Source organism: Limnohabitans sp. (assembly GCF_030158565.1).
Lineage (GTDB): Bacteria > Pseudomonadota > Gammaproteobacteria > Burkholderiales > Burkholderiaceae_C > Limnohabitans_A.
In genome coordinates, this window is sequence record NZ_JAOASQ010000010.1 from 73,243 (window position 1) to 83,254 (window position 10,012).

A 10,012-nucleotide genomic window follows, 5' to 3' on the forward strand; every position below is an offset into this window, starting at 1 on the left:
GGTACTCTGGTTTTCAATTTGACTGACTGGCGCGCCATGAATTCCAAGGCTTCAACTTCCGACCCTACAGACGCCCATGATTCGGCATTGCCCACCATGGCGCAACCCTATGTGCCGCCGCCTGCCGAAGGTCCTCGCGCCCGCATGCGGCCTTTGAGCCTGGCTGCGCCGTTTCGTTGGCTGGATCTGGGCTGGAAAGATCTGTTCAGTCACCCCGGCATCGCGCTGTTTTATGGGGTCAGCTTTTTTGTCATGGCGCAGATCCTGGCGCTGGTCTTCAAACACAAGCCCGAATACACGCTGTCAATGATTTCGGGTTGTCTGCTGGTCGGGCCTTTTTTGGCCATGGGTTTGTACGAGGTCAGCCGCCGCAAAGAGCAGGGCGCTGTGCCAGACTTGGGCTCGTCCTTGACTTGCTGGGACAAGCACATCCCCAGCATGGCCATGCTGGTTTTGGTGTTGATGGTGCTTGAACTGCTGTGGGGCCGGGCATCGCTGGTGGTGTTTGCCGTGTTCTTCAACACCGGCATGCCATCGACCACAGGCGTGCTGGAGGCGGTGTTCAACCCGCAAAACATCGAATTTGTCATGGTGTATCTGGCTGTGGGCGGCTTTTTCGCGGCGCTGGTTTATGGCCTGTCGGTGGTGTCGATTCCCATGATCCTGGACCGCGACACCGATGCCATTTCGGCCGTCTTGACCAGCATGCGTGTGGTGTTCTCCAACATGGCGGTCATGCTGCTGTGGGGGTTTGTGTTGAGCGTTTTGGTGGTCGGCGCCCTGTGGCCATGGGGCTTGGGCATCATTTTGGTGGGCCCTTGGCTGGGCCATGCGAGCTGGCACGCCTACCGTGGCAGCGTCGAATGGGAAGAAGGCGTTCAGGAAGCTGTTACATTGGGCAGCTCAAATTAAAGGAGCCATCTTGGCCACACCCAACTACGGATTCGAAAAGCGCCAGAAAGAATTGGCCAAGAAACGCAAAAAAGAGGACAAACTCAAAGCCAAAGCCGAACGCAAAACCGGCTCGCCTTCAGACGACGGCTTGGATGAGGAGGATTCCGGCCTGGCGCCCGCTGCAGATCCTGCAGCCCCTGCGCCGGACGTCCCAGCCCCCTGAGTTCAGGCGCCAGGCCGCAGGTCGATCAGACCCGGCCTTGCACCATTTGCTGCGCCAGCGCCTGCATGTGCGCCAGCGAATGACTCTGTGGCACGACCACGGGTGCTTTGTTGTAATGCACAAAATTCTTGCCTGTGGACGTTTCATAGCCCGGGTCGTAATGCAGGTTCAGCAAATCGGCCACCACCTCGCGCATTTGGCCCAGCGCAATCTTTTCTTTCCAGGCATCCACCACCGCTTTGCCACGCAGTGCGACCAGGCGCTCCAGCCGGTCCACAAAAAAGGCCGTGTCTTGCGTGAAGAAGGCATAGTCTTCCATCAGCAGATCTACCCGGTTCTCAAGTGAGAGTTCCATGCGGATGCAGGGGCTGGCCCGCATGGCCACCATCAACTCGGCGGGCACTGTCAGATTGCCGACTTTCTTGCTCTCGGCCTCGACGTACACGGGCCGCGCAGGGTCAAAGCGGCGCAGCGCGTCCCACACTTGGGTGTCAAAGGCTTTTTGTGTGGGCTGGGGCTGACCAGGAATCAAACCCAGCACCGAGCTGCGGTGCACCGCAATCGCTTCCAGATCCAGCACCTGAGCGCCTTCTTGGGCCAGCGCCTGCAGCAAGCGGGTTTTGCCCGAGCCGGTGGGGCCGCACAAGACCTGGAACTGCAAACGCTGCGCCTGGCGGGGCGTGTCTTCCATGACCTCTTTGCGGAAAGCCTTGTAGCCCCCTTCAATCAGGTGCACCTTGAAGCCGATTTGCCCCAGGATCAGCGCCAGCGAGTTGCTGCGCTTGCCTCCGCGCCAGCAATAAATCAGGGGCTGCCAGTTTTTGGGCTTGTCCATCACGCGGGTTTCGATGTGGTGGGCGATGTTCTTGGCCACCAGCGCCGCGCCGATCTTTTGCGCCTCAAACGGGCTGACCTGTTTGTAGAGCGTGCCCACGCGGACGCGTTCTTCGTTGTTGAGCGATGGCCAGCTTTGGGCGCCGGGCAGGTGGTCTTCGGCATGCTCGCCCTCGGACCGCGCATCGAGGATGGCATCGAATTGGTCCAGTTGGGCCATGGCCTGTGCGGCCGAAATCAGGTGAACGCTCATTTCAATTGTTTCTTCAGTTGGGGCCAGACATTGGCCAGCAAGCGCGCTTGCGCTGCTTCGTTGGGGTGGATGCGGTCTGGCTGGAACCACTTCAGGGGCTCGGCATCGTCGCCGACCCCGTGCAAAAAGAAAGCCACCAGGCCTGTGCCCTGGCTTTTGGCCAGTTGGGTGTACACGGCGGCAAACTGGCGCGTCATTTCGGGGCCGTAGTTGGGGGGCATCTGCATGCCCAGCAGCAGCACCTGCGCACCCGCCGCTTTGGCCTGGCGGATCATGGTTTGCAAATTGTCCTGCGTCATGCCTTGTGGCAAGCCGCGCAGGGCATCATTGCCACCCAGCTCGATCACCACATGGCTGGGTTGGTGCTTTTGCAGCAGCGCAGGCAAGCGCGAGCGCCCCCCCGATGTGGTGTCGCCGCTGATGCTGGCGTTGACCACCTCCGTGCCCGGGCGTTCTTGCTGGAGTTTTTGCGCCAGCAATTGCACCCAGCCTGTGCCGCGCGCCAAGCCGTATTCGGCGCTCAGGGAGTCCCCGACCACCAAAATGCGCGCTGCTTTGGACGCGAACGCCGCCACACCAAAGCCCTGGCCGACAAGGGCCAGCAGGCTCAAGGTAAAGTGACGTCGTCTCAACAAAGGTGTGTGCATGCCTGAATCCATCATTGCCGTTCGTGGCGTTTGCAAAAGCGTGCAAGACGCCAGCGGGTCGCTGGACATTTTGCGCGATATCGATTTCTCGGTCTCCAAGGGGGAAACAGCCGCTATTGTCGGTGCTTCAGGCTCGGGCAAAAGCACGTTGCTGGCCATCATGGCGGGGCTGGACACACCCAGCGCTGGCCAAGTGTTGCTGGCCGGTCAGTCGATGTTCGATTTGAGCGAAGACGAGCGCGCCGCTGTGCGGGCCCAGCACGTGGGTTTTGTGTTCCAGAGCTTTCAGCTCATGCCCAATTTGACGGCGCTTGAAAACGTCATGCTGCCGCTGGAGCTGGCCGGTCGCTCGGACGCCCGCAGCACTGCCACGGCCATGCTGCAACGCGTGGGCTTGGGCGAGCGGCTCAAGCATTTGCCCAAAGTCCTGTCGGGTGGCGAACAGCAGCGCGTGGCCCTGGCCCGAGCCTTTGTGGTGCAACCGGCCTTGCTCTTGGCCGACGAGCCCACCGGCAGCCTGGACCATGCCACCGGCGAAGCCATCATGGACCTGATGTTTGCGCTCAACCGTGAGCAGGGCACGACCTTGGTGCTGGTCACCCACGACCGCCAATTGGCCGCCAAATGCGAGCGCATGCTGGTCATTCAGGCGGATCGCTTGTCGGAATCCACCGCGGCCCGCTGATAAACCTGTTTGCCCGGCCCACCCAGGGTGGTGTGGCGGACCAACGATAATCGCTGCATGTCATCTCACAAAGTGCTGTACGGCTTCCATGCCGTAGGCGTTCGCCTCAAGATCGCCCCCCAATCCATCGTCGAAATCCATTTCGAGGTCACGCGTCGCGATGCCCGCATGCGGCAGTTCATCGACAAGGCCCGCGACTCGGGCATGCGCATGATCGAATCCGATGGAGAGCGCCTGGCCAAACTGGCAGGCGGTCACGGCCATCAGGGCGTGGTGGCTTTGGTCACGCCCATTCCCCAAAACCATTCGCTGGACGATTTGCTCGACACCGTTGAAGGCCCGCCGCTGCTCTTGGTGCTGGACGGCGTGACCGATCCGCACAACCTGGGCGCTTGCCTGCGTGTGGCCGATGGCGCCGGGGCACACGCCGTGATCGCGCCCAAAGACCACGCAGCAGGCATCAATGCCACCGTGGCCAAAGTGGCCAGCGGCGCGGCCGAGACGATGCCTTATTTCATGGTCACCAACCTGGCGCGCACTTTGGGCGAACTCAAGGAGCGCAACATCTGGATCGTGGGCACCAGCGGCGATGCGCCGCGCACCGTGTACCAAGCCGACCTCAAAGGCCCCACGGCTTTGGTGTTGGGTGCCGAAGGCCCTGGCATGCGTCAGCTGACCCGCAAGAATTGCGACGAGCTGGTGAGCATCCCCATGCGCGGCGCGGTCGAGAGCCTGAACGTCTCGGTCGCCAGTGGTGTGTGTCTGTACGAGGCGCTGCGCCAGCGCAGCTGATTGGGCTGTTGGTCTGTTTGTCGGAGCTGAAGCTCCGACCTACGGACCGACGCAGGTATTTGCAGTTCGGCGGCTTGAGCCCCGACATGTTTTTTGTCCAAAGTTATCCAAGGGAGTTTTCCATGTCCAAAAAAATCAAACATATGGCGCTGATCACCACGGTCGCCGCTGCCAGCTTGCTGGCTGCCTGTACCCAAGAGCAGCAAAACAAGATCAGCCGTGACATCCAGAACTGGACCGGCACCAACGGCGTGCTCGAGGTCTATGCCGGTGAAAAGGTGGTGCGCCGCTTTTTGAAAGTGGACAAGATCAGCACCGCCTTGGGCACCGACGACAAAATGCCGCGTGCTTACCGTTATGGCTACGGTGTGCTCGATGAAAACCTGAACATGCAGGTCGATGACGGTGAAAAGAAGGTGTATTTCGAGATCAGCGATTACACCAACTCGGTGTTCTTCGAGAACCCACGCTGATCCATTGGCGGCTCAAACCCAGCCCAAGCCGCCCAACAGCGCGCCCAGACCAATCAGCCACAGCAGGTGAACCTTGGTGCGCCAGACCACCAAGGTGGTCAGGGCCGTCAGCACATACAGCGGCCAATCGCGTGATGGCTGGTTGTGGGTCAGCGTCAAGAGCCATGCGGTCGACAGCAGCAAGGCGATCACGATGGGCGCCATGCCCGACTTGAAGGCCCGGATGCCGATCTTGTCGCGGTGCTGGTGCGCCCAGCGTGTGGCGGTGTAGGTCAGGATGGAAGAGGGCAGCATGATGCCCAGCATCGTCACCAGAACACCTAGACTGGCCATTGCCACACTCATCCAGCCGCCGCCCAGCCCGGCGCCCGCATTCAGACCCAGATTCCAGCCCATCAGCGCCACGAACAAAATATTGGGCCCTGGTGCCGCTTGCGCCAGCGCAATCGATGAGGTGAACTGCGCATCGCTCAACCAATGGGTTTCATCCACCAGGTAGCGGTGCATGTCTGGCGCTGCGGTGATGGCGCCGCCCACAGCCAACAGCGACAGCGATGTGAAATGCGTGAACAGGCCCAGCCAGTCGCTGGCACTCAAGTGCAGCACCGGGTTCATGGGCGGGCTCCAGGCCAAGCTTGCTTGGCCAGTTGCCAATAAGCCCAGCTGCAGGCCACCAAGCCTGTGCCCAGCAGCACAGAGGCCAATGGCCAGCGCAAAAGGCCCACGCCGACAAAGCTGGCCACCGCCAACGCCACGCACACGGGCATGCCCATCGGGTTGGCGCGCAAGGCTGAAATCATCTTGAGACCAACCGCTGCAATCAAGCCTGCCGATACAGCGCCCATGCCGCGCAGAGCGCCCTGGGCCCAAGCGGCATGCGACACGCCGCCAAAAGCCGCAGCCAACAGCAAAGCCACCACCAGTGGTGCGGTCAACATGCCCGCAACGCCCGCCAGGGCGCCCGCCAGGCCAAAGTAACGCCCACCGATCATCAGTGAGAGGTTGATCACATTCGGGCCGGGCAGGATTTGGGCCACGGCCCAGTCTTCGATGAATTGCTCACGTGTCATCCAACGTTTTTTCTCGACCAGTTCGCGCTGAACGACCGCCAGAACACCCCCGAAACCTTGCAGCGCGAGGACGGTGAAGGAGACGAACAAGTCGGTTTTGGACTGGGGTTGGTTCAGGGGCACTTGATCTGGCATGACGGGATTATCCTTGCCGGGCCTCAGGGGGCGTTGCCGTCATCCAGCCACACCAGTTGGCCGCGCCCGCTCTCGCTCAGGCGGTTCATCAGGGCGGCGGCGTCGGACTCAGGCAGGGCAAAGTGCAGGGTGACCACACTGCCATGCGAGACCTCCTGCAGCTGCGCTTGGGCCAGCTCCACTTCACGCCGCACCAGCCCCTCCAGCGCATAAGGCACGCTGCACGCCAGCTGTGCCTGTTTGATGAGGGGGATTTTGTCGGCCGTCAAAAGCGCTTGCGCCACAGCATCGGTGTAGGCCCGAACCAAGCCGCCCGCGCCCAGCTTGACGCCGCCAAAGTAACGCACCACCGAGGCCATGACCCCTTGCAAATCCTGGTGCCGCAGCACGTCCAGCATGGGGCGGCCAGCGGTACCGCCGGGCTCGCCATCGTCGTTGGCGGCCGATTGCCCCCCGGCCAGCAAAGCCCAGCACACATGGGCCGCATCCGGGTGCTCGGCCTTGAGCTGGGCCACCCGGGCCTGCGCTTCCTCTCGGCCGGCCACGGGCTCCACGCAGGCGATGAAGCGGCTTTTCTTGATGACCAGTTCGTGGTGTGCAGCTTGAGCGAGAGAAAAGGCCATGGATGCAAAAAGAAAAGGTGAAACGCTCAGCGCAAAGAGAAATTCACACGGTTGTAGCCCGCATCCGCTGCGCCAATGGCGGAGGCGCCGAGTTTGACGTGCAGCAGGAAAATCCGGCTCAAAGGGACTTGACCTTGCTCTACCAGCCAGCCTTGCACCACTTGCGCACGGCGTGTGGCCAGGGCGCGCAGCTCTTCGTCGCCCACAGACAGGTTGGCCAGCATCAACTTTTCCATGTCCGCCACCGGCAGCGCTTGGGTCAGTCCGAGCACGTTGCGCGGCTTGGGGAACTTGGCCTGTTGGTAGGCGCGAGCCAGGTAGGTCGCGTAGTCGCTGCTGTCCAGGCGCATGTCTGCCAGGGGTGTCTTGTCGCGCTGCGTTGGCGTCATGTCTTTGCGTTTTTCGCTCAGCACGGTCCGCTCCAACAAGGCCCGCTTGAGGCCTTCCGGGTCTGTGTTGCTGTCGCTGCTTGCGGTGATTTCCAGGGTCAAGCCCTCGCGCTCGCGCATCGCTTTGGACAGGGTTTGCAGCTTTTGCACAGCGGTCTCGTCCAAATCAGCGCGGCCCGGTGCAAAGCTCAGTTGCGACAGCTCCTGGCTGTCGCCAAACAACGATCCCAGCAGTGCGAAGGGGGAGGTGACGGCTTTGACGATGAGGTTGCCGATGACCTTGAAGATCAAACCCCCGATGGAAAATTGCGGGTCGTCCAGAGAGCCTGCAATGGGCAACTGGATGTCGATTTGCCCCCGGTTGTTTTTGAGCAAAGAGATCGCCAGCTGCACGGGCAACTGGGTGGCATCCGGGCTTTCCACCTTCTCGCCAAAGGTCAGCTGGTCAATCACGAGCCGGTTTTGTGCGGTGAGCTGGCGGTCCTGGAGCTTGTAGGTGGCGTCCATGGACAGCTTGCCCTTGTTGATGTTGTAGCCCGCGTATTTGCCCGAATAGGGCGAGAAATCGACCAAATCAATGTCGGAGATTTTGGCCTGAAGGTCCAGAAACTTCTTCTCCGTCAGCGGGTTGAAGCGGGCCGTGATCTGCACCGGCGCGTTGCTGGCGTAGTTGCCCCGCAGGTCCAGATCGGCCAGCGTGTCGGGGGCTGAAGACAAGCCCTTGACGCTGCCGCCCAGATGGGTCACGGTGGCAGAGTAGTTGGGCTTGACGAAGCGGTCAGAAAAATCCACGCGCCCGTTTTGCAGGGTGACTTTGGCGATCTGAACGGGCATCGCCGCTGCGGGCTCCGATGCGGCAGGCTTGCCTGCGTTGCTTGGGGTGCTCGCGGGTGTGTTGGCGCTGGGGCTGGCCGGTTTGCGCAGTATGTCGGCCAGGTTGAGCCGCCCTTGCGGGTTGAGGATCAACCGCGAGTAAAAGTCGGACAGGGCGATTTCGCCGATGTTCAGCCGAGCGGGTTCAAGCTGAAAGTCCACCTCGCCAAAGTACAGCGATTTCCACTTCAAAAAATCCGCGCTGTTGGCCTGGTCCACGGCGCGAAACTGGCCCAGCGTCAGCCCGCCCTTGTAGTTGGCCAAGAGCCTGTCGGCAGGCTGGCGAATCTCCAGGGTGCCCTTGTTGGACAACAGGCCCTGCGCGATCGATGTGTTGAGGTAGGGCGCCACATAGCCTTGCATCGGCACCAACGGCAAAGCTTGGGTTTCCAGCGCCAGACGCACGGCCAGTGGCTGCAGCTGCACCGATCCGCTGGCCTTGATTTGGCCGGTCTGGTTGAGCGTGGCGTTCAGTGCCAAGGTGTTTTCGTGCTCGGGGTGGATGTCCAGTTGCTTGGCCGACAAGCTCGCATGTGTCAGCTCTTGAACCGCCACCGGCGACAAGGTGCGGTCTTCAAAGCGCAGCCCGACTTCATCCAGGCTCAGGCGACCGAGCACGCCCGACCAGACTGGAGGGCCCGACTTGTCGGCTGGTGCCGCCCCCGCAGCAGAGCTGCTTGAGGCGAGCACCGGCAACCAAGCCACGGTGCCATAGGCAGACCGGACCATGCGCGCCTTGATGCCCGAGCCTTGCAGCGACTCGGCATCGATGCGGTGGCCCTGCAAGTCGGCCTGCACTTGCCGCGCCGACAGGGTTTGAACCTGCAAAGGCGCATCGGGCGCGTCTTGGCCCAGGCGCAAGCCCCGCAGGTCCAATTGCGCCAGCAGCCAACGCTGTTGCACGGGGCTAGACTTTTCAAGGTGCACATCCAGCGATTCCAGACCCAGCCAAGGTTTGCCCGCCGCGTCGGTCAGGGCCAGCCCCTGCAATTGCGCCGAGCCGCTCAGGCTCAGCGAAGGCGCGCCATCGGGCAAATGGGCAAAGTCCAAGCTCAACCGGGTGGCCAGCTGGCCCGATTTCAGGCGCAAGGGCAGGTCGCTGGGCCAATAAGCTTGCAACTGGGCCAAGTCCAGCTTGTCGAGGTCGATCTTCAGCGCGCTGGTGTGGGACTTGGCAAAGGGCAGGCTGCGGCCCTGCAGCGCCAGCGGCGATCCGTCCACCACCGCCGAAAAGGCGGGCAACACAAACACATCGGCCTTGTAAGGCAGGCTGGAGATGAAAGGCAAACTGAAATTCACCGCCTCGGCCGTGTGCCGGACCCCTTTGGGGCGGTCGTCGAACACGAACTGGCCGTCCGTGATCTGGATGTTGTTCAGCGAAAAGCGGGGCAGGGGGCCAGAGTCGCTTGGCGCACCGCTGGCCCAGCGGTCCAGCCAGTCCGAGATGTCGTAGCGCCCGTCGGCCAGGCGCGTGATGGCCACACGTGGGGCTTGCAGACGGATGTCATCGACCACGATGCCCGCTTGCGCCACAGAAGCGCTCGACAGGTCGATGTGCAGCTGCTCAAAGCCCAACTGCTCCGCGCCGGCCCGGTCTTTGACGGACAAGCCCATCACATTCACCGACAAGGCCAGTGGGTTGATCGCCACGCGCTCGATGGCCACATCGCGCCCCAAGGCCTTGCCCAGCTGCGCGGCCAAGACCGAGCGGGCTAGATGCGGCGCCACAAAATAGCCCAAGGCCAGGAGCAAGAGCCAGCCCGCCAGCAAGTAGGCCAAGATTTTGGGTAAACGCCCCGTGTAAAGTCGCCGCGTGAGGCTCAGCCACCATGCCCTGTGAGTCGTCATTTTTTTGATTCTGGATGCACAAGCTTTGGATTGTCCCACTCCGAGTGCGTCCCCACGCACAGGATTGACGGCCTTGTTTTCAGGTCATGCGGCTACGGGCTTCAGGGGATGGCCCAACGGCCAGCAATACCCATGTCACCCGCAAGCCAAGCCCCGAACCCCTACACTACAGGGTTACCCCCGATATCGAGCCCATGAACGCCTTCACCGACGTCTCTTTTTTCCCGCGCGACGCCAAACCGCTGACCAGTTACCGCAAGTACTGGGCGCAGC

General features: G+C 61.8%; 11 protein-coding genes. 5 read left to right on the forward strand and 6 right to left on the reverse strand.

Going from position 1 to position 10,012, the window contains the following annotated elements; translation table 11 throughout:
- Positions 1-96: 96 nt before the first annotated feature.
- Positions 97-912 carry a DUF2189 domain-containing protein gene (locus Q1W40_RS01990; protein WP_300708340.1) on the forward strand — a complete coding sequence of 272 codons (816 nt, stop codon included), beginning with the start codon at positions 97-99 and terminating at the stop codon, positions 910-912.
- 10 nt (positions 913-922) lie between these two features.
- Positions 923-1,117, forward strand: coding sequence for a hypothetical protein (locus Q1W40_RS01995; protein WP_300708342.1), 195 nt, complete (start codon positions 923-925; stop codon positions 1,115-1,117).
- 25 nt (positions 1,118-1,142) lie between these two features.
- Here the strand turns inward: Q1W40_RS01995 and mnmH are convergent, their stop codons facing one another.
- Together mnmH and Q1W40_RS02005 are read right to left on the reverse strand one after the other, a co-directional pair.
- Positions 1,143-2,204: a tRNA 2-selenouridine(34) synthase MnmH gene (mnmH, locus tag Q1W40_RS02000; RefSeq protein ID WP_300708344.1), complete on the reverse strand. Its 1,062-nt coding sequence runs from the start codon at positions 2,202-2,204 to the stop codon at positions 1,143-1,145.
- The gene (locus Q1W40_RS02005) at positions 2,201-2,851 is read right to left on the reverse strand and encodes an arylesterase (RefSeq protein ID WP_300708346.1); all 651 of its coding nucleotides are present in this window, start codon (positions 2,849-2,851) and stop codon (positions 2,201-2,203) included. The genes mnmH and Q1W40_RS02005 overlap by 4 nt, the downstream gene beginning before the upstream one ends.
- Between Q1W40_RS02005 and Q1W40_RS02010 the strand changes: the two genes are divergently transcribed.
- From Q1W40_RS02010 to Q1W40_RS02020, 3 genes are all read left to right on the forward strand, one after another.
- Positions 2,850-3,536 (forward strand): ABC transporter ATP-binding protein, encoded by a 687-nt coding sequence (locus Q1W40_RS02010; protein WP_300708348.1) that lies wholly within the window; start codon positions 2,850-2,852, stop codon positions 3,534-3,536. The genes Q1W40_RS02005 and Q1W40_RS02010 overlap by 2 nt on opposite strands.
- 57 nt (positions 3,537-3,593) lie before the next feature.
- Positions 3,594-4,328 carry a 23S rRNA (guanosine(2251)-2'-O)-methyltransferase RlmB gene (gene rlmB / locus Q1W40_RS02015; RefSeq protein WP_300708350.1) on the forward strand — a complete coding sequence of 245 codons (735 nt, stop codon included), beginning with the start codon at positions 3,594-3,596 and terminating at the stop codon, positions 4,326-4,328.
- Between the two features lie 122 nt (positions 4,329-4,450).
- A complete protein-coding gene (locus Q1W40_RS02020) occupies positions 4,451-4,801 on the forward strand; it encodes a hypothetical protein (RefSeq protein ID WP_300708352.1) in 351 nt (116 codons plus the stop codon).
- A 12-nt stretch (positions 4,802-4,813) separates the two neighbouring features.
- Here Q1W40_RS02020 and Q1W40_RS02025 read toward each other — a convergent pair whose 3' ends face one another.
- Genes Q1W40_RS02025 through Q1W40_RS02040 form a run of 4 tightly spaced genes read right to left on the reverse strand, consistent with a single transcriptional unit; the run spans position 4,814 to position 9,739 of the window.
- Positions 4,814-5,416, reverse strand: a complete 603-nt coding sequence (locus Q1W40_RS02025) for a chromate transporter (RefSeq protein ID WP_108322693.1) — start codon at positions 5,414-5,416, stop codon at positions 4,814-4,816.
- The gene (locus Q1W40_RS02030) at positions 5,413-6,006 is read right to left on the reverse strand and encodes a chromate transporter (RefSeq protein WP_300708355.1); all 594 of its coding nucleotides are present in this window, start codon (positions 6,004-6,006) and stop codon (positions 5,413-5,415) included. The genes Q1W40_RS02025 and Q1W40_RS02030 overlap by 4 nt, the downstream gene beginning before the upstream one ends.
- Positions 6,007-6,029: 23 nt before the next feature.
- On the reverse strand, positions 6,030-6,629 hold the full coding sequence (locus tag Q1W40_RS02035; RefSeq protein WP_300708357.1) for a YigZ family protein: 600 nt from the start codon (positions 6,627-6,629) through the stop codon (positions 6,030-6,032).
- A gap of 26 nt (positions 6,630-6,655) precedes the next feature.
- A complete protein-coding gene (locus tag Q1W40_RS02040) occupies positions 6,656-9,739 on the reverse strand; it encodes a DUF748 domain-containing protein (RefSeq protein WP_300708359.1) in 3,084 nt (1,027 codons plus the stop codon).
- Between the last annotated feature and the right edge of the window lie 273 nt (positions 9,740-10,012).